General features: G+C 59.8%; 14 protein-coding genes. 1 reads left to right on the top strand and 13 read right to left on the bottom strand.

Annotated elements, in window-relative coordinates:
• Nucleotides 1-11 precede the first annotated feature (11 nt).
• The 4 genes from argH to P0D96_RS29005 all read right to left on the bottom strand — a co-directional run bounded on the left by argH (nucleotide 12) and on the right by P0D96_RS29005 (nucleotide 4987).
• On the bottom strand, nucleotides 12-1520 hold the full coding sequence (gene argH, locus P0D96_RS29020) for an argininosuccinate lyase (RefSeq protein WP_408316877.1): 1509 nt from the start codon (nucleotides 1518-1520) through the stop codon (nucleotides 12-14).
• A gap of 7 nt (nucleotides 1521-1527) precedes the next feature.
• The gene (locus P0D96_RS29015; protein WP_408316875.1) at nucleotides 1528-3096 is read right to left on the bottom strand and encodes an ABC transporter substrate-binding protein; all 1569 of its coding nucleotides are present in this window, start codon (nucleotides 3094-3096) and stop codon (nucleotides 1528-1530) included.
• 96 nt (nucleotides 3097-3192) lie between these two features.
• Nucleotides 3193-3987, bottom strand: a complete 795-nt coding sequence (locus P0D96_RS29010) for an ABC transporter permease (RefSeq protein ID WP_408316873.1) — start codon at nucleotides 3985-3987, stop codon at nucleotides 3193-3195.
• 79 nt (nucleotides 3988-4066) lie between these two features.
• On the bottom strand, nucleotides 4067-4987 hold the full coding sequence (locus tag P0D96_RS29005; RefSeq protein ID WP_408316871.1) for an ABC transporter permease: 921 nt from the start codon (nucleotides 4985-4987) through the stop codon (nucleotides 4067-4069).
• A gap of 146 nt (nucleotides 4988-5133) precedes the next feature.
• Between P0D96_RS29005 and P0D96_RS29000 the strand changes: the two genes are divergently transcribed.
• Nucleotides 5134-6087, top strand: coding sequence for a LysR substrate-binding domain-containing protein (locus tag P0D96_RS29000; RefSeq protein ID WP_408316869.1), 954 nt, complete (start codon nucleotides 5134-5136; stop codon nucleotides 6085-6087).
• Between the two features lie 2073 nt (nucleotides 6088-8160).
• On the opposite strand, the gene P0D96_RS28995 is transcribed toward P0D96_RS29000, so the two are convergent.
• The 9 genes from P0D96_RS28995 to P0D96_RS28955 all read right to left on the bottom strand — a co-directional run.
• Nucleotides 8161-10776 (bottom strand): GAP1-N1 domain-containing protein, encoded by a 2616-nt coding sequence (locus P0D96_RS28995; protein ID WP_408316867.1) that lies wholly within the window; start codon nucleotides 10774-10776, stop codon nucleotides 8161-8163.
• Between the two features lies 1 nt (nucleotide 10777).
• Complete coding sequence (locus P0D96_RS28990; RefSeq protein ID WP_408316865.1) at nucleotides 10778-11743, bottom strand: TRAFAC clade GTPase domain-containing protein; 966 nt, start codon at nucleotides 11741-11743, stop codon at nucleotides 10778-10780.
• Nucleotides 11740-12792: a TRAFAC clade GTPase domain-containing protein gene (locus P0D96_RS28985; protein ID WP_408316863.1), complete on the bottom strand. Its 1053-nt coding sequence runs from the start codon at nucleotides 12790-12792 to the stop codon at nucleotides 11740-11742. The genes P0D96_RS28990 and P0D96_RS28985 overlap by 4 nt, the downstream gene beginning before the upstream one ends.
• Nucleotides 12792-13820: a GTPase-associated system all-helical protein GASH gene (locus tag P0D96_RS28980; RefSeq protein ID WP_408316861.1), complete on the bottom strand. Its 1029-nt coding sequence runs from the start codon at nucleotides 13818-13820 to the stop codon at nucleotides 12792-12794. The genes P0D96_RS28985 and P0D96_RS28980 overlap by 1 nt, the downstream gene beginning before the upstream one ends.
• Nucleotides 13817-15142: a metallophosphoesterase gene (locus tag P0D96_RS28975; protein ID WP_408316859.1), complete on the bottom strand. Its 1326-nt coding sequence runs from the start codon at nucleotides 15140-15142 to the stop codon at nucleotides 13817-13819. Before P0D96_RS28975 ends, P0D96_RS28980 begins: the two co-directional genes overlap by 4 nt.
• Before the next feature lie 1319 nt (nucleotides 15143-16461).
• The gene (locus P0D96_RS28970) at nucleotides 16462-16902 is read right to left on the bottom strand and encodes an SET domain-containing protein (RefSeq protein WP_408317026.1); all 441 of its coding nucleotides are present in this window, start codon (nucleotides 16900-16902) and stop codon (nucleotides 16462-16464) included.
• Between the two features lie 182 nt (nucleotides 16903-17084).
• Nucleotides 17085-17291, bottom strand: a complete 207-nt coding sequence (locus tag P0D96_RS28965) for a hypothetical protein (RefSeq protein ID WP_115779613.1) — start codon at nucleotides 17289-17291, stop codon at nucleotides 17085-17087.
• 192 nt (nucleotides 17292-17483) lie between these two features.
• Complete coding sequence (locus P0D96_RS28960) at nucleotides 17484-17795, bottom strand: HU family DNA-binding protein (protein WP_408316857.1); 312 nt, start codon at nucleotides 17793-17795, stop codon at nucleotides 17484-17486.
• A 722-nt stretch (nucleotides 17796-18517) separates the two neighbouring features.
• Nucleotides 18518-18760, bottom strand: a 243-nt coding sequence (locus tag P0D96_RS28955; RefSeq protein ID WP_408316855.1) for a hypothetical protein, incomplete at its 5' end; no start/stop codon positions are given.

The following is an 18760-nucleotide window of genomic DNA, read 5'->3' as shown; positions in this document are numbered from 1 at the left end:
GCCTTACTCCGTCATTCCACGATTGCAGCGACGGCGCTGTCGAGCGCCGATTGTGCGGCCGCCAGCTTTCGCCGGGCCGCCACAATCCATTCACCGTCCGCCTCCCGCTCCGCTTCAGCACGCGCCAGCAGCCGGTCGACCTCGGCGGGCGCGACACTACCGGTGGTCACCCGGGTCTCGACAAAGCGCTGCGGGTCGAGGGCATCGCGCACCGTCGCGTCCATCAAGCCAAGAGCGACTCCCGCGGTTTCGACTGCGGCCGCGTCCAGCATCGCTCCCGTCACCCTGTCCGCCTTGATGTTCCCCTTCACACAATTGCGCACCAGACGGGCAACAATGTGATGTACCTGTCGGAACGACATCCCACTCTCGCGCACGATGACATCGGCGAGATTGCTTGACGTACACCAGCTTCCGCTGAGCAGTGCCGCCATGCGGTCTTCGTGAACGATCAGCGTTTCGATCACCCCGGCGAACAGATCAAGCATGTCCTCTGTCGTTTGCAACGCGGTATGGATCAGAGGGAGATCGCGCATGGCCTGGTCCCCCGTGCCTTCTGCGCGGAACGTAGCGAGTGCGGTGCCCAGCCATGTGACGGCGCCACCGGCCGCCTTCTTGATAGTCTCCAGGCCCGCTGGGTTCTTCTTCTGCGGGAAGATACTGCTGGTACTGCAGTAGCTGTCGTCACTCTCCACCAGGCCGAATTCGATACTCGACCATAGATGCAGATCCGTGGCGAGATCATTTAGATCGGCCATCACGAAAGAAAGCGCACCAATTGTTTCTGCCGCGTACCAGGCCTCGCGTCCGAGCTTAGAGTTTTCTAGTACCGCGTCGAAGCCGAGCAAATGCGTCGTGCGCTCCCTGTTAAGGGGCCACGACGTACCGGCGAGACCAACGGCGCCAAGTGGATTGCGATTGACCCGCGCATACGCCTGCGCGAGCCGGTCAAAGCTATCATGCAAACGCGTACTGAAGCTGAGAAGATAGTGACCGAACACCCACGGTTGAGCGTGCTGCATGTGGGTATAGCCGGGCATGATCGTCCTCGCATGTCGAGCCGCCTGCTTCGCGATCGCGGCCTGAAATACATTCAGACGATCCATCACGTCCAGCATCCGGTTACGATCGTATAGGCGCCTGACCGTCGCGCCCTGGTCGATGCGGCTGCGTCCCGTGTGCATCCGGCCGGCAAAATCCTCGCCGATCGCATCAAACAGGTAGGACTCAACCTGCAGGAGGAAGCTACCCTTGTGCACGTCCACGGGGAAGTCCTGTGCTTGCATGCTCCTCATCCGCAATAGCTGCTTAAGGATCGACTGGCCGACCGGGCGGCTGACAATGCCCGTTTCGACAAGCATTGCGGTATGCGCGAGGTCAACGGCCACGAACTCGCGATATTGGCGCTTCTCCGAGTCCAGAGCGGGCACGTCGTGATATCTGACGAGGCGGTCCGCCGGTGGGGCGCTCAGGCGAGCTTCGGTCAGCAGCATTTCATTTTGTACAGTCTGTGTTGTCATGGTTTTCTCACTTGGTCAGCGTGGCCCGATTGAAATCAACGACTCCATCGTCGTAAATAACGAGCCCTCTCAGGTTCTTTCGCATTGCGAACATTTGCACTTGATCGAATAGCGGAATGGTCACGGGATCATCTTGCCAAAGAATGCGCTGGATCTCGCCGTAATAACCCATCCGTTTGTCGTAATCCATCTCCACTGCGGCCAACCGGAGCAACTGGTCGACCTTGGGATTGCTATAGCCTGTGAGATTTGACGGATCCCCGCTCATGAGCTTGCGTCGCAGCCGGATATCTGCGTTAGTCAGGCCGGTCCCCAACAGCCACAGGTTTGCATCATTGCTTCCTTTTCCAGTACCGGTTCCGGGTAGAGGCCTGTACAGGTTCTTCTGGTAGGAGGCCCACTCCCACACCTTGAATTCCGTCTTCAGTCCGACCGCATTGAGGTAGCTCTGAACGACTTCTGCCGTTTGCCTATCCTTCGTGTATCGACCCGACGTGGTCCATATCACCACGGTGCCTGAATATCCGTTGGGATACACCTGTTTGATCAGCTTCTTCGCACCATCCGGGTCATATGGGATAGGCTCGAACGCCCGTCTGCCTTGCACGCCCTGCGGAAACGGGCTGGTGGGTACACTGCCATATCCCAACAGCACCTTGTTCACGATGGCTTGCCTGTCGACTGCCATATTGACCGCTCGCCGCATCCGTGCGTCGCTAAAAGGCGGCTTCGCGACATTCATCTCGAAGAAAACCTGGAACGAACTCGGCACACGCGAAAGCACCACCTTCCCGGAGTTCCTGATTGCATTGGCCGACTCGGGCGACAGATTGCTCACCAGATCGGCGTTGCCTGTCTGCAGCTCGATCACGCGGGCGGAATCCTCCGGCACCGGTCGAAAAATAAGGTTCTCAAGCCGCGATGGCGGACCGAAATACGTCGGACTGCGCTTCAGGACGGCACTATCGTTGGGTATCCAGCTAACGAATTCGTATGGACCGGTACCGACAGGATGATGTCCATAAGCCCGGCCATACTTCTGAACGGCAGTGGGACTACTGATTGCGGACCATTCAGACGCCAGAACCTCGAGCAATGTCGGCGACGGTTGCCGCGTCGTGATGGTCACAACCAGCGGTGCGGTTGCGACCACTGATTCGATGCTTCCGTAATACGAACGATTCGGCGACCCCAGTCTCGGATCGCGAATGCGGTCCAGATTGAACTTCACTGCCTGCGCGTTGAACGGCGTCCCATCCTGAAACTTCACGTTCTTGCGCAGGTTGAAGGTCCACGTCTTGCCATCGGGTGATGTAGACCATGATTCCGCAAGATCTGGGACAATCTTTTCCAAACCGGGTCCGTCCCATTTGACCAACTGGTTAAAGACGTGCGAAATCACGATATGCGATGGCGTGCTTCGCTCCACCGCCGGATCGAGGGTATCGATATCCGCGCCTTCGACGTAGGTCAGGCTGTCGGGCATCTGTGCTCTCGCCATGTCAGCCGCAACGACGGTGATAGCCACTATCGCGATGAGCGTCCGGCAACACGCTGCTTTACTACGTTGCTTCATACGTAACCTGTCCTTGGTGCCTGGAAGAAAACTTATTCCTTGACGAGAAACCACATTGATCACCCGCGGTACGCGTTCGGATACAAAGAATCGTGATCAACGGGCCAACCTGGTTTTGGGATCGACGTAATCACGCAGTGCGTCGCCCACCAGATTGAAGCTAAGAATGACCAGGAACAACGCACCGCCTGGCGCAGCGACCACATAAGGATGGCTGATGAGAAGCGGCCGCGACTCCGCGATCATGGCGCCCCATTCGGGCGTGGGCGGCGGAGGCCCCAGTCCGAGGAAGCTCAGACCCGAGCCAATCAGAATCGCCTCGGCAATGGAAACGGTGGCCTGCACGATCACAAGCGACGCGACATTAGGCAGGATGTGAGTGATGAGCAGACCCCAATCACTGACACCGATCGATTTCGATGCCAGTACGAACTCACGCTGCTTTAGCGCCTTGACCGGGGCGGCAAAAAACCGCACGTACACCGGAATGGTGGAAATCGCTATTGCAAGGGTGAGGCTGAGAACACTGTTGCCGGCCACCGCGATCACCATGATTGCAACGAGCGTGCGAGGAAATGCGATCATGAAGTCGGTCAGCCGCATGATCGCGCTCGGCACGACACCCGAGTAGTAGCCACATATCGCGCCTAGCCCAACTCCCGCCAGAACAGCGATCGCCACGCTTCCGAACGCGACGGTCAAGGTAATCCGCGCTCCCCAGATAATGCGCCCCAGAAGGTCCCGCCCCATCTGATCTGTACCGAGCCAGAAGGATGAATCCGGCGACGTGAGAGACCGGGACAGATGGACCTCTGTGACCGCCTTCCAGTCAAAAAGCCATGGCGCCGCTGCCGCGGCCAGCACAAATACGATGATGATCGACAGCGCCACGATTGCGACCCAACGTCGACGCGTAGTCAGGAAGCGAATAAATCCACCGCGTGGCGAGCGCAACTCCAGGCCCGCCGTGTCAGGCGTATGCGATACGAGGGTCGAGGATTCCATACACAAGGTCCACAAGCAGGTTAACAAGAACTACCAACGTGGCGAAAGCGAGAATCGTCCCTTGCACCACGTATATGTCGCGAGCAACGATCGCGTCGATCATGAACCGCCCCATCCCAGGCCAGGCAAACACGGTCTCAACGATCACCGCCCCACCTAGCAACCGGCCAAAGTCCATACCAAACACCGTGACAAGCGGGATAGCCGCATTCGACAGCGCATGCCTGAACACGACATTTAATGGAGACACGCCTTTGGCATAGGCGGTGCGGATGTAGTCCTCGCCCAGCACGTCCAGCATGGTCGACCGAGTGAGACGTGAGAAGGTCGCGACATACGGCAGACCCAAGGTCAGTGCGGGCATGAAAAGGTGCGACCAGCCTCCTCGGCCGGTCGGAGGCAACCATTCCAGCTGTACGGAAAAAAACAGCATGAGGAGCAGGCCAAGGAAGAACCCTGGCAGGGAAATCCCCAAGACAGCCAGTGTCGTGAGACAGTTGTCGATAAGCCCTCGCGGTCGAACCGACGCCGCGATTCCCAACGGCACGCCAAGCAGCACCGCTATCAACATACCGGCCGCGGTCAGCTCGAGGGTTGCGGGCAAAGTCCGGGCGATGCCTTCGCTAACAGGGGTATAGGTCTGGAACGAATCGCCGAGATCTCCATGTGAGAGTTTGCGGAGATAGATGAAGTACTGCGTCATCAGTGGGCGATCCAGGCCGTAGTTCTCCCGGATCTGCTGCACGTCCGCCTCCGTCGCATCCGGGCCGGCTGCCAGCCGAGCCGGATCGCCGGGTATGAAGTGCAGCATCATGAATACCGAGAGCGATACTCCCACCAGCATGAGTGGCAGCAGCAACAGGCGGCGAATGGCGTAGTTCAGCAAGGCGTCTCCCGATTTGTTTATTCAACGAGCTATGGCACAGATGATTGCCGTCCAATATGCCTTTCGCAAACCCCCAAAACGTTGGACGCGCATAAGGGAATGTTATGCTTCCATTTTCGCGCTCTCGAACTTGATGTCACCCGCTCATGCAACTGAATCCCCGACAACTTGAGGCCTTTCGTAAAGTCATGGTGACCGGCAGCATGACGATCGCCGCAGAGATGCTGAAGATCAGCCAGCCTGCCGTCAGCCGGCTGATCAAGGACTTCGAGCATTCGTTAGGTTTGCGCCTGTTTCGCCGGGAAGGCAACCGTTTGATACCGGGCGCAGAAGCTTTACGTCTGTTTAGCGAGGTGGACCGCTTTTACCAGGGTATCGAACACATCGAGCGCGTGGCGGGCGACCTGAAGGCGCTACGTACCGGCACCCTGCGGATCGCCTCGATGACCGCATTAGGTCTCAGCGTCCTCGCGGAAGGGGTGTGCCGTTTTTCCCGCAGCCGCCCAGGCGTTACCACATCGCTGAGCATGATGCCTTCGTTAAGCATTCTGGAACTGACCGCCGCTAACCAGGTGGATATCGGTTTTGTGCAACTCATGGGGGGCGAATATCCAGGGATCGATATCATCCCGTTCCCTGCTGTCGAAGCGGTGTGTGTGCTTCCCAGCACCCACGCGCTTGCAAGAAAAAAAATCATCAGGATCGACGATTTGCATGGCCAGCCTCTGATCTCTCTTAGCGTCAATAGTCCTATACGGATGCGACTGGAGATGGCGATGGACGCAGCCGGAGTGATCTGTGAACGGCCGGTCGAAAGTACCCTGGCACATTCAGCCTGCCGAATGGTGGCGGGCGGCCTAGGGTTGACGGTATGTGACCCATTCTCCGCCACTTACACGCGGTACCCCGGGACGGTATGCCGCCGGCTGGAACCCGCAGTGTCGTATGAGGTTGCCATGGTGCTTCCAGCGCATCAGCCGCGCTCGACCATCGTGACAGAATTTATGAACGTCATACGCAATCTATTCAAGGAAGAGTTCATTCCTCAAATCGATGGCAAGATCAAGGCTCGCAGGCGCGTACCAATCGCGAGCCGTTAATTGGCGAACCTTGTCGCGCTAGCATGTTTTTTGCGCCGCGACATTGCACGGCATCTTTGTCTTCGATGCGCCAAGCCACTTCTGCGTTTGCATCTGCGGGCAATTGTCACTCATCGGGGATACGGAAGATCGTTCGTCAGGTGTCAGCCGGTTGCGCGAAGCCCCAATAGGTTCGCACTCTTGGGTTACCCGGCGAAGAACAGCGGGCGACGGTGTCCGCGTTGCTGCACTGCATCCTTCGGGTTGGCGGGGCAGGACTCGGCGAATGCGCATGTTGCTCGGGAGCAAGGCGACGATAGGTGCACCTTTCTGGACGAGAGGTCGACCGTGTGGTCTGAGATCGAACCGAATCAGTGCTCTTTCTGTTGGCGCCCACAATGGGCGCTAGCAATGTTCACAGAGGCGCTAGCAAGTTCAATAACGTCGCTAGCGTAGCCATCCATTGCTGGGAAATCGAGGAGTTCGATAGCGAGATATCGCGCGCAGTGCAGCACCGAAGTTGGCGACTTTTCCAAATATCGATGCAGGGACCGTTTCCGGCAGGCTATGATGCGCCGTGCAGTATTCAGCTTCGGGATCAAGCCATTCGCTCTTCCACCGTGGGGCCGACACGTCGACACCCGCGAGGACAGCGACCGTATCGCGCGCCCCGCGGTGTTGAACGGATAATCGGCGGCCGTCAAGCCCAGTTGCCGGCACTCCTGCAGAAATCTCTCGTGCAAAGCCCGCAAACCGTGCTACCGGATCCGGATGCCGTCGTTCGAAGGCATCTGCCTGAGTGTCACGCGGTGCTGTCTGATCTGCAGCACGAGCCAAGCAGTGAGCCTGGGGTAACGCTCAAACAGCTGTTGAAGATCGCTAATTCTGCTAGCGGTGCCCATAAGGGCGCTAATGGCGTCCGTTAATTCCGCTAGCGTGGCTTTTCCATCGGAACATGAACGCACTGCCCGGAACGACTAACGAGACGCAGCACGACACTTCGGTTGTCGACGTCCAAGCACGCATTTGATAAGGAATCCGACACAAAGCAAAAGTTACGACTCGTATGGCGTTTTCGTTCACCTCAAAAGATTGGCACCGCCCGAATATCGAAATAAATGACCTTCGTCAATATTGCTTGCCGCCGCCTGTGGCTCGCGAACCTGTCGCGTCGATCGGCAGGCACATTAGCCGAATTAGAGAACACGCCGAACGCGCTAGCAGAATTAACGAACATCCTCCTGCTCGCCCGTTGCCGGAACGCAACGGATGACACCACTGGCAATCTTACCTCGTCGCCATGCCTGGCGGGCCCTGCGGCTCATCTCCCATTAGCAAATGCTGTGGACATCGCTAGCAGAATTAACGGACACCAACAGCTGTATCGGCGACCACGACCTTCCCCTCCGCAGCTTGCGCTGGCGGCGTTTCTGGAAATGCGTCTGGGCTGGCGGGACTGTTGGTGCTCTGGCCGTTGGCGCATTTGCGGAAAGGGCAGCGTCCGCGCTGCGTCCGAGGCAGCCCTACGTGACCTGCCTGCTGCTGTTGAAGATCGCTAATTCTGCTAGCGGTGCCCATAAGGGCGCCAATGGTGTCCATTAATTCTGCTAGCGTGGCTTTTCCAGCGGTACAGAAACACTCTGCCCGGAATGACTAACTAGGCGCACACCGCACTTCGGTTGTCGCCGTCCAAGCAGGCATTTAATTGGTACTCCGATATAATGCAAAAAGTCCAGCCCTGTATGGCGTTTTCGTTCACCTCAAAAGAATGGGACCGCCTGAATATCGAAATAAATGATCTTCGTCAATCTCCCTTGCCGCCGCTTGTGGCTCGCGGACCTGTCGCGTCGATCGGCAGCCACATTCGCCGAATTAGAGAACATGACGAACGCGCTAGCAGAATTAACGAACATCCTCCCGCTCACCCGTTGCGGGAACGCAACGGGTGACACTACTGGCAATCTTCCCTCGTCGCCATGCCTGGCGGGCTTTGTGGCTCATCTCCCATTAGCAAATTCTGTGGACATCGCTAGCAGAATTAACGGACTGCAACAACAGCTTCCTTAACCGCCCCTAAGCAGGGATGTGTCAGACTCAGCTCAGCCCGAGCTCCTTGAGAGCCGCGCGGATGAGCTCACGCACTTCATCCGGGACGTGCTTTAAGTTGTCACCCAGATCCCGAAGCACCCGCTTTCCGCCTTGCTCCCGAGCAATTCTGCCCAAGATGCGGACAGGATCGCCGGCCCGCGCGGCTGCAATGGCGATGTCGGATATCCGCCATTCCGATTGGAAGTAGGCGTCAACAAGGCGCCGTCGCGCGCTCTTGCACTTGTCCCAATCGAGGAAAACGAACATTAAGCTCAGCAGAGCGAGCGCACTATCCTTTGTGAGTTCACGATACACAGGCGGAAACGCTGCTGCGATCAAGGGTGAAGCGACCTCGCGCTTTTCATCGAGTGCGATTGGCAGAAGCGTGGCCGACGCCCGCATAAAACCATTCGCTGTCACCGATCCGGATTCCCACAGAAGGTTTGCGACGATTTCAGCCGCCTCCTTGGATATGTCCAACTGGCGGCGACCCGCCAAGGCATTCGCCATCTCCTCGACACCATTAAACATGGGCCTGCGAGCAGCGTTGGGGGCGCGGCCGAAGGCCATGAGATTTCGCGACGCGGCGGCCGACGAAACTCCTCGCTGCAACCCTGCACGCATTGCCCTTACGCCGTTCAGCTTGTCACCGGCCGCCGACAGCAGTCGATCCAGAATGGCGGACGAAACCTCGTTCGGCTCTTGCGGCAAGGCGAGTTCGATCGCCTTGTTGACGAGTTCCGTGCTGGTGCCGACCTTCAGCGTCGGGAGCAGCGCAACCACAAGAGTGACGTAGTCGCGACTCGGCATGGCTACGTTGCAGACAATGCGGGTGAGGAGCTCCGCGTCCGATTCGTCCGAAGCATTCAGCAAGGCGATGGACCTAGTCAACATGCGCTGGTCGGCCAGCATGCCACGCAGCTCCAGTAAATTAGCCTCGGCGAGCAGGAAGCGAATCAACTCGTTCCGCCGGCTGTCCTTCAGTGCGGGACTGGTAACGAGCCAATCCATATCCGCCGGTATCGGACGCAACATCGCCTCCAAAAGCGCGTCTCTTCCAGCGCTCGCGCCCATCTCACTCACAGCGTCGCGAAAGACAGCGTCCGCTCGAAGTGCCCTTGCGCGTTCGACGAGGACGCCCCGGATTTCAGTCGAGCTCAGTCCGTTGACGGCGTGGAGGTGTCGGGCTTCCTTAACCAAACCATCGGCGTCCAGGTCGTTAATAAGCATCCGCGCGGGCTCGACTTGGCAATCGTCGACAAGAAGCCCAAGCAGCAGCCGAATTGCCTCCGCACGCACACAGTCGTCGGCGGTCCGGAGCGCTGCCGCCAGCGCAGAGGAGAAGATCGGGTACCTCCCTAGCGTCCCCTTCGCCAATGAAGCACTAGCGAACATCAGATCAAGAAGATTCTTCGCATCAAGACGACTAAGCATTTGAGCGACGTCGACATTTAGGGATCGCGAGAGTCCATCCGCAGCCGCGCTCACCAGCAGCGCTTTCTGAGGCTCAAGGTTCAGTGCCGAGATCACATCCAAGGTCTCAATCGGATGGCGCGATGCGAGATCGACAGCGGCATCCCGAATGGGCTTCTCGAGCGACAACGTCGGGAGAAGGCCCTCAAGCTTCTGAATGAGCGCGCCCAGAAATCGCCAAGCATCCTCCGCCTGCATAGTAGTCGCCGCCATAGCGGCCGACCGGGCGAGCGCGGGCTCAAGTTCACGTATTAGATCGACCTGTCGGACCCTGCGAGTGTTCGCAATATCGAGCATGCCCAAGGCCGCAGTCGGCGATTTCGGCAGCTTGCGGCGCAGATCATCCCACAGCATCGAGACCCGCAGCGCCGACTCGCTGCCAACGCCGTCCGATGACATCTCGCCGAGCGCGTCTAGGCTCTTGAGCGACGGAACCGGCGCGCTGAGGATCTTGTCGACAATGGGCGCGGACCACGGATGCCGTGCTTGTTCGCGCTTTCTTCCGTCAATTCGACGCCCCTTCCAGTCGGCGAACCGGGCCCTAGCTTCCTTAGATGCAAACACGAGATCGAAGCTTTTACGGCCGATCGTCCGCGGCGATCGGGCGAAGGTCGACATACTGAAGGTTCGGCGAAAACCGGGCCAGAGTGCGGTCGTCAAGCGGAGCGCAAGCGGCTCGGGTGCCTCCGCGTCGAACACGACTATCGGTGCGCGCTCCTCGAGAAACAACGCCTCAATCAGTTCTATCCCGTGCGACGGTTCGATCGGCGGAAGCAGGGACGCGACGGCCGCAGACGCTCGACGCTCGGCCGGGTTGTCCGAACCGGCCTCGGTCGCCACTGCGACGATCGACGCTATGTCCTGCAACTCCTGCCACTCAGACATCGGCACCAAAACGCTACGGGTGCGTACGCATCCCGCCCGCGGCGCCTCCAAGTCCTGCCAAGTACGGGCCACAACATAGTGCGTCTCGCTCGGCAGGGGGTACAGCGTGAGATAAGGCGAGAAGCGTTCGCCCGGCGAAAGTGGGCCGGCGACGTCGGACAGACGGTCGATCAGATCCTGATCGGGTTTGGGAAGCCGGATGGTGCTTGACAGGAGCTGATGCCCCTGCCGATAGCCATGAAGCTGCTGGTCGAATCCGGTCAATCTACTCCCCCATCGCCCAAGCTATAGGCAACATCACGTCCTCATCGGTCCTCAGGCCGTCCCCGTCGTTGACGACGACCCAGCCCTGCTCCGAGATGTCACGTTCAAGGAAGCGGTTGCGAAACTCCTCGTCATCCTCGAGATCCCCTCCGACCACCGAGAGTCCGAACAGCCGCACGTCCAACCGGCCGGTATCCGCGAGGCGGCCGGCGAACAACGGGAACTCCCGCTTGAGATACGCCATGGGCCCAGCGGCGCGAACCTCGGGGTCAAGCAGGTCCCATGCGGCCACAACGACGGCTACGTGCGGGCGCCCTCCATCAACACGGTCAGCAAGATATAAATAAAGATAGCGCAGCAGTTCGCAGAGGACGACTTGGGTCGGCAGATCGGGTTCCGATGGCACTTCCACAACGTTCGAGGCGTCGTCACCAGAAAGGGACTGCTCGGCTTCCACCGCGGCCATTTGTTCGTCGCCGACCGCCGCCTCTGGTCCGGCGACGGATTCATCATCCTCCGCATCCAATCGCAGGATGTTGCGCGCGGTCACCCAGTCAAGCGGCTGGACGATCTGATCGGAACGCGCCCGCACGAAGACCACGGCGCCCTCGGCCTCGTTCAGAACGTCGAGCCATTCTTGAGAAATCTCAAACGTAGCAACGGTTCGCGTCCACAACTCGCCCGAGATGTCCGGCACCATCAGCTCAGTCAGATTGCCTTGGCCGTTCGCACCTCGCACGCTGATCGAGAAGTCCGCGCGGCCGACCTCCAGATTTCTGTCGGAACGGGGCGCGAAACTACCCTGCATCAGGTGTTCGACGGCCCCGTCGACATAGGCGATGTCGTCCGGAAGCCGTTCGGCCCGCAGAACGCCTTTGCGCTTCTTGAACGACGGCCAGAGCCGCCCGATGTAATTGGTCTTGCCCGAATCCGGGCCGCCCAATAACACTATCGACCTCCGTGTCATGCGGCGCTCCTGAAGCAGCTAAGCGTTCTCGTACCCGCGCTTTGATCGTCCGGCCAGAAATCGGGCGGCGGCCGATCGTGGCTCAGCGTCATGTCGATGAGGGATGCCACACCGGAGCCGGGCGGAATCTCCCCAAAGGAAAACGAAGCGATTGGCGCGAGCGCGATCTTCATGTCGTACCTAAGGCCCTCCTCGCATATGCTTTGATATGCATCCGTCGGGAATGCACCGATGTCCCGCCAGCTAGGGACGAGGATGATCCGTGGCCGAGGCGTAGGAAGAATCGCGGACAGGCGTTCTACAAGCGTCTCGGCCCGATATGTCGCATACCTCTTCTTCTTTGGATCAGCGAACGCACGGCCGTCAACCATCAGCCAGATCACTGACACGGATCCCAAGAATGCGAAGCGGTCACTGTCAGTCTTGTCGATCAGCGCCCTCGACCATTCGCCCGGGAGATCTGGCATCAACATGTCGAAGAATCGGCCGTCCTTCTGGCGGCGCAACCTGAAGTGGAGGAATCCCGCCTGCCTATCGTCGGCCATCTCGGTATGCGTTGTCAGCTGCGCCGGTTCGTCCCCCTTCGTCCAGAGACGGCTGCCGCGCGCGATCTGCTCGAACGCCATCAACGAGGCGCTGTCGGCATAGTCGTACCCCTCGAACTTACCCCTGGCGAGAAGCAGATACGCGCTAACCAAGCAGGCAGTCTTGCCAGAATCAGGCAGCCCCAAGATGCCGACCATCGTCGTGTGCCGCCTCGACATGAGGGACGTTGCCTCCTCAAGTCCCATCGTCAGGCTCGATGGTAACCTTGGCATCTCGTCCGGGCGACTCAGGACCGCGCTGCCCAGATCGGCCGGGGATCGCCCTGTCGTCGAAGGACTTGCTGCACGACCGCTCTCGTCGATCTCGTCGCCTTCCTTGATGTCACCCCCAGTCTCGCCTGGATCACTCCGGTTCGGGCATTGCTCGACCGGATGGTTTAGCACACACGCACCTGTCACGTTGAACGTGCATTCGCCTAGTCGGCATGCGCCCAGCTCCATCATCAACCGCCTCCCAGCATTTTGACTTGGAGGATCCCGCTCTCCAGGAGTGCCCGCGCGCCCCATTCACGCGCGTCGCGCTCAATGTCCGCGCCCGAACGGTTGGCGTGCCCGCTTGCGATCCCCGCAAGCAACGGAAACACTGAGGGCGATTGACCGACCCGATCCGCGTTAATCGATTTTGCCAGGGTCGAGCGATAATCCTCGAGCGCAGTAAGCAGAGCGGTCAAAGCGGCGGCGCTGCCGGCCGGCACACCGCGCAGCACGACGTTGCGGTGGCCCGATGCCGGCAAACGCCGCAGCTTCGAGGCGCCGTCGATGCCGGCGACCACGGCACGGACGAGTGGATTGGCATCCGAGAGACGGCCGTCAAGTGCGTCGCTCCAGTCCTCGATTGTCCACCACAGGAACTCGAGCTCCTCCCGGTCCAGCTCGGCATTCTCCCGCAAGGCTTTGACCAGCGGCTCAGTAGCTTTGCGGTAGACAGCGTTCGCCCGCGAACCCGTAGGCTGAGCCTCCGGCAGCACGAGCGGTCCAATCTCCGGGACCGGCACCCGCTTGCGAGACCGCTCAGCGATCAGCATCGTCCGCTCGCGCGCCGCGACGAGCACTTCCTGACGCAGAAGCTCAATCGGTTCCTGCAAGATGGTGGGCTGGAACGACAGCGCTGACCAGAGTGCTGCCGCCAAGGCGTCAACCGGGGCTCCGACAGTTTCATCCGGCTCTCGTCGAACGAGGTCTAAGGCGGACACCAGCGCCACAACGACGATTTCGAGATCGCTGTTGTCGCGCACGAACGCGGCGCTCCCTGCATCCACGATCGCCTGCTCCACTTTGAGCGCAAACGTATCACAGGCCTGCCCATCGGCGACACTATCAGCCAGCGCCGAGGCCAATCGGATAGCTGCCCACGAATCGTCCAACGCCGATATCCACGCCTGGATCGTCGCAACGGCAGCGTTACGACGATGGACATCTTCGTCCTTGGGATCGGGCCAGAAAATCCTGACGTACTTCGCCATCACGCTCATTCAGTATCCCCCTGCTTCTGTTCTAGAATCGCCGCGTCTATCGCGGCCGACAATTTATCCAACTGCCCTCGCGAGACTAGCTTCGCGAAAAACCGTTGCTCGGTGGTGTGATCAAGACGGTCCGTCAGATCGGCGGGTATCGCGTCTAGTTCGACTAGGATGCGCCTACGGCGCTCTTCCGGTATATCCCGGAAAAAGCGCAGACGGACCAGGCGAACGTCGTTGGGCATCGACAAGTCAGCCTCCTTCGATCCTGTGACCCGGTTCGCGACCGGTCGAACCTGCGGCGGCTCGAACATCCGGGTCTGCATCGACACGACCGGCGGCCCCCCCCTACGGAAGTAGGGTGACCCAAGGACATTGCGCTCCGACCTGCCTTCGAGAAAAATGGCATCCCGCTCGAAGCGCTTCATCTCCGGATTCCAGGTTCGCGGGTTGATGGTTACAGCCAGAGCGTCCGCGGCCTCGTCCCAGTCGAACGTTATGATGTTGTACTTGTAAGTGTACTTTTCGTCGATGTCGTCTGGCGCAGTTGCGCCGGCGGCAAGCATAAGGAGATCGCAGCGTTCCTCAACCGGCTTGATGTCCAACGATGGGAAGTGCTCGTGCCCTGAGATGATCACGCGAGCGCGCGACTTGAAGTACCGAGCTGCCTCGTTAGAATCCTGGAGCCAGTTGAGCGGGTGGTGGACGAGTACAACCATCTCCTCGCCGTCTATCGCGTCGAACACACGCTGGCGCGCGCCCAATATCAGCCTCCCCCTGTCGTCCTTGCGCGAGCAGATCAACGCCGAGTTCAGTCGTACGAAGCGGACGGTACGGCCCGGAGCCACGGCGACCGCAACGTCTGCCGAGTAAACACCGCCCACGTCGAGATCGCATCCATAACCGCTCGAAAAGTCCCTGTACGCGGCGAAGCGCTCGTATAGCGCCTCGCGCTGTCCATCGTCGTCCAGGAGCATGTCCAGCATCTTGTCGCCATGCTCGCGGATCGCGTCAAGATGGAACTTCACCACGGGGGTGATGGCGTCACGATCAATGTCGTGGTTGCCGGGGACCATCTGAATGGCAAGGCGGCTGCAACCGACGCGCTCCGCCAGCTGGTCCAGCCACTCGCCCGCCTTCACATATTCCTCATACTTCGCAGAATAGGCGATGTCCCCGGTCAAGATGATGCCGGATGCACTTGTCCCGAGCTTGGCGATCTCCTCAGCGGCGTCGTCAAGCAACCGTTTCTTCGCGTCGTCGTTCGTGAAGACAAGCCCTCCATCCTTTTCCTGACCGAAATGAATGTCCGACAAGTGTATGAAAACTGCTGCCACTTTCCCCCCTCTGCGCTCACTGTAGACACTCGATCAAGTCATAAAACGGGCATCGTGCGCGAGCAAAGCTATTCTCTGGCGACCGCCGCTTTTGTTTGAACGTCTGACAGCATCAATTCCAAATTTAATGAAGGCGTGCTGCTTGGGTGCTTGCCAAGATTGAACAATCTGCCGCCACGTCTGTTTCCCCTGCGAACCGGAAATTCAGCTTTTCAGGTGAACCCCGTGATCGGTCGATAATCCCCTACCGCGACGTGGTCCACCGGGCACACGAAAAAAGTGAACGCCGATCCATTGGCCTCGGACATCGGTGCGACTAACGTTTGTTGACTTCGTGAAGCCCACCTACAGACCGGCGCCCTCCGCAGTTGCGCAGTTGCGCAGTTGCGCAATTGCGCAACTGCGGCACTGCGTGACGCTGCCTTGATCGCAGCGTCGGCGCTCTATCCAAAGTCGGTGGTCGCCGCCGCGGAATATTAACTGTTTATTGACTTCATTAGGTTGTGACGTGGCTTACATCGTCGAGAGCGGGAAGCTGGCGGGAACGGAATAGCAATATCGGCACCTGCTTTCGCCGACGGACCAAACACGACGCAAGTGAGGGCAAGGCTCGATGCGCAGCCCAAAATTGACCGCGGTTTCGGTCACCCCACCGCCGAAGTGAGCTGTAGTTAAAGAGCCAAATTGAAAATCGAGATCGAAATTCGTTTCACAAGTCCAGCGCCGCGCTCCGGCGATTTGCCAAAATCGCGGGGTGGAATGGCGCAACAATCCGTTTCTGGGATTCTGGCCTCCACAGTTGCCCGACTGGATCAGGAACCCAGCCGAAAACGACTGCCAACGTTCGCGCAGTACCTTAAGCCCCACGCAACGGTCGACCGTCTGCTCTCATCCGGGTGCGCCGCTTCCGCTCCGCGGAACCCGAAGCGCGCCAAGTCACCTACCGCTGCCCGTCGGCTTCTCCCCGCCCGACTTCCCAAGGCAACGTTCCTCAGGCGCCGCCTCAGAAACCTCCCAGAAACTCCCAGAAGGCAGCCGGACTGCCAACGCGTGGCCTGTCCGCGTTTGGTTATTGCTGACGGCGTCACCGCAAGCCGACGACGGTGCACCGGGCTGCGCAAGTGCCCTCCTCGCCTCTCCGCGTGCACGAGTGTGCCTCGCCGGCGACGAAAACTCGCGGACTGACGCCTCAGACTAGGAATCGCCACTTCTGATAACTTCGGGTATCAGGAGTGTGCATTTCCGGATGGAGGCGGGCACCTCAGCCCTTTTCGATCATCGCAAATGGGGAACTGGCGACCGCCCAGCTTGGCTTCCCATCACGCCACGACAGCCAGCATCGACCGACGACACCCGACAGACGCACAAGCGCATGCATACTGAGCACGAGCCGCTTCGTCTACGGTGCTGTCGATTGCCAGCAGATAGTCGATGAAAAGCTCTTCGCCTGCGTCGACTGGCCGGAGCGTGTAGATGAAAATCCGTCCCTCATCCTCGACGGTCTCGCAGTTCGGCGCACAGGCGTGATTGAGCCACCGCGCGCTGTTGCCGCCAAGGCTGCCGTCGATCACCCGCCCATCCGACAGGCCAAAAAGAAATGTGTGTCCTTCGACGCCTTCATGCTGGTGACGGCGCACCGCATTGCGCCACGAGGTGATTTCACCCTTGTATTCAAGCACCCGTTCGACCGCCGCGAGCGCGTGCAAGGCGAACACGCCTTTGCCGTGAACTGGAGACCGCCGGACAACTACGCGCCTCATACACTTTCCTTTCCCGATGTCAGCGCCAGTATACGAGTAGCAAATTTCCGCATCCAGTGTGATGGGATGAGCACGCGCTTGCCACGATCGGGCGTCGGCGGCCATATCGATGCTGGAGAGTCGAGGTATCTGATCCGCAGGCATCCCGGAATGACTGACCGATCGCACGAGGATATCCAGCTTCAGAAAAGCTGATTACCCAGTTCACGCAGGCTGACCCACTTCACCGTGCTCACGAAGGTCCTGCCTGTGGTGTCGAGCGACTCGATCATCGCGCGTTGCCCGCGGGCTTCCGCAATGACGCGCACGATGCGCGTCCGGTAGCGCAGTAACGCGCCGATCGTTGGGCACGAGATTTCGCGCCCGGTCCGCGATCGTTTCTTTTCCATACGGCGATCTATATAGATGTGCAGCGAATCGCAGGGGCCGCAGTAGTCGCGGCATCTCGCACTGATCCTACCAGGCCGGCCGACCGGGGTCCAGGCGTTGCCCGATCACGCCGTGCCGTTGCTGGCACCACCACCTGTAGCTGCGACCCTGCCGCCAGCGGCAGAAATCCGGCCGACGGCTTGTGCGCGATGTTAGCCGCCGTTCACGGCGTCCTTGAACGCCTTGCCCGCCGTGAACTTCACTGTCTTCGCCGCCGCGATCTGGATTTCGGCGCCGGTTGCCGGATTGCGGCCGACGCGCGCGGCGCGCGCCCCCGTCGAAAACGAGCCAAAGCCGATCAGCTGCACGGTGTCACCTTTCGTGACGGCTGCGGTGACCGTGCCGATAAACGCATCGATCGCCTCGCCGGCGGCCGCCTTGCTTGCGCCGGTCTTCGCGGCGACTGCATCCACCAGTTCCTGCTTGTTCATTGTGACCTCTCGTTGTGGTTGAAATCTCGTCACCCTACCTGATCGGCGCGCCTCCGCGCAATCGGCACGCAGCGGCAAGTGGTCCGCGACAGGCCCGTCTTCCTGTCGTGCCGGGCACGCACCGGGAGAATTCGTCTGGGGCCGTGCACGGGTCCAAGACGCTGACGGAGAAACGTCAACTTCCGGGTTCTGCGCCGGAGGTCCAGTCTTTCCCGAGGGTCGCACGTCTCTGCGTTGTCAACGTCTTCCATTGCGCGTGGCCGCGCGCTTCGCGCCTGCGGACTACTACAGCGATCCAGTCCCGCGTCCTCAGTTCACAGTCGGCGCACCGCGTCCATCACCACATGATGCGATCCGGCGACGCCGTCCGGCTCCTACTCGGACTACCGTCCGCAAACGAAGGGGTAGATAGCTCTGACTATCGATCCCTCTCGATTCACTGCTGGCGGTGAGAACGGCTGCGCGTCATTCATTCCGGCGTTTTCCGGCCGTTTCAATCCTGATAAGTCGTATTAGCTGCGTTGCGTTTAATGATCCGGCGGCCCGCAGACCGCTCCGGACACGCAAAGTCGAAATACGGCCGCCCCTCTGCAACCATGCACACCGGCGACAACCGCGCCGACGGCTTGATCTAGGTCGACAGATTCACGATCTGCGATGCAGTGCCGCTGAAAATTGCGCCAGGCGCGACCGCAACCGGGCCGTCGCGGTCGATGTGTGCAAGCTGGTTCATTTTCTTCTCTCAGTTTGATGATTCATCGGTCAATATCTGGCCCACCGTCGGGTGCGTCCGGATCAGCGGGCGATGCCGCATCCTGGTCTGGATTGGACGGATCTTGCGGGGCGGGTGGCTCCGGATTGCGCACGGCATGGCGCAGCGCGTCGCGCTCCCATGTGTCGCGATCACGCTGCGCCGCCCGACGTTCCAGCGCCTCGGCATCGAGTTCCGCTACCCGGACCTGCTGGATACTCTCCAGCTCCGGCTGCTCGAACACGAC

Source organism: Paraburkholderia sp. RL17-347-BIC-D (assembly GCF_046027915.1).
Classification (GTDB): Bacteria; Pseudomonadota; Gammaproteobacteria; order Burkholderiales; family Burkholderiaceae; genus Paraburkholderia.
Note: the sequence above shows the minus strand (reverse complement) of the source record. Positions and strands in the feature narration are given on the sequence as shown.

What these genes read in the sequence shown, in the direction of transcription:
- argH (WP_408316877.1), bottom strand. Translation starts at nt 1,520, where the DNA reads ATGACAACACAGACTGTACAAAATGAAATGCTGCTGACCGAAGCTCGC.
- P0D96_RS29015 (WP_408316875.1), bottom strand. Translation starts at nt 3,096, where the DNA reads ATGAAGCAACGTAGTAAAGCAGCGTGTTGCCGGACGCTCATCGCGATA.
- P0D96_RS29000 (WP_408316869.1), top strand. Translation starts at nt 5,134, where the DNA reads ATGCAACTGAATCCCCGACAACTTGAGGCCTTTCGTAAAGTCATGGTG.
- P0D96_RS28990 (WP_408316865.1), bottom strand. Translation starts at nt 11,743, where the DNA reads ATGACACGGAGGTCGATAGTGTTATTGGGCGGCCCGGATTCGGGCAAG.
- P0D96_RS28985 (WP_408316863.1), bottom strand. Translation starts at nt 12,792, where the DNA reads ATGATGGAGCTGGGCGCATGCCGACTAGGCGAATGCACGTTCAACGTG.
- P0D96_RS28980 (WP_408316861.1), bottom strand. Translation starts at nt 13,820, where the DNA reads ATGAGCGTGATGGCGAAGTACGTCAGGATTTTCTGGCCCGATCCCAAG.
- P0D96_RS28970 (WP_408317026.1), bottom strand. Translation starts at nt 16,902, where the DNA reads ATGAGGCGCGTAGTTGTCCGGCGGTCTCCAGTTCACGGCAAAGGCGTG.
- P0D96_RS28965 (WP_115779613.1), bottom strand. Translation starts at nt 17,291, where the DNA reads ATGGAAAAGAAACGATCGCGGACCGGGCGCGAAATCTCGTGCCCAACG.